Annotated in this window: 1 protein-coding gene; it reads left to right on the top strand. The window is 56.0% G+C overall.

The window, feature by feature from the left end; translation table 11 throughout:
• Window positions 1-414, top strand: a 414-nt coding sequence (locus HMPREF2692_RS11730; protein WP_070823694.1) for a DDE-type integrase/transposase/recombinase, incomplete at both ends; no start/stop codon positions are given.

Here is a 414-nt window from a genome sequence, read left to right as displayed (position 1 = left end):
GCAAAGGCAAAGGCGGAGCACCTATCACAACCCGAAAAGCTCACGTGCCGGATCTGCGCCCGGACTTGGTGGAACGCGAATTCAAAGCTCAGAGCCCGAATAAACTGTGGGTAGCCGACATTACATATGTGCGCACGAAGAAAGGCTTTGTGTACGCCGCGTTTGTCACTGACGTTTACTCCCGGCGAATCGTTGGGTGGGCGCTATCAGACTCGATGCGCACCGAAGCGTTGCCGCTGCAGGCTCTCAACCAGGCGATCGTGTGTGCTGAGGAAACGACAGGTCTCATTCACCATTCGGATCATGGGTCGCAGTACGTGAGCGTGGTCTACAACGAGCGACTTGCCCAGCATGGCATTGCCGCTTCCACTGGGACGGTTGGTGACTCCTATGACAATGCTTTGGCTGAAAACG

This window comes from Corynebacterium sp. HMSC036D03 (assembly GCF_001836185.1).
GTDB classification, from domain to species: domain Bacteria; phylum Actinomycetota; class Actinomycetes; order Mycobacteriales; family Mycobacteriaceae; genus Corynebacterium; species Corynebacterium simulans.
Note: the sequence above shows the minus strand (reverse complement) of the source record. Positions and strands in the feature narration are given on the sequence as shown.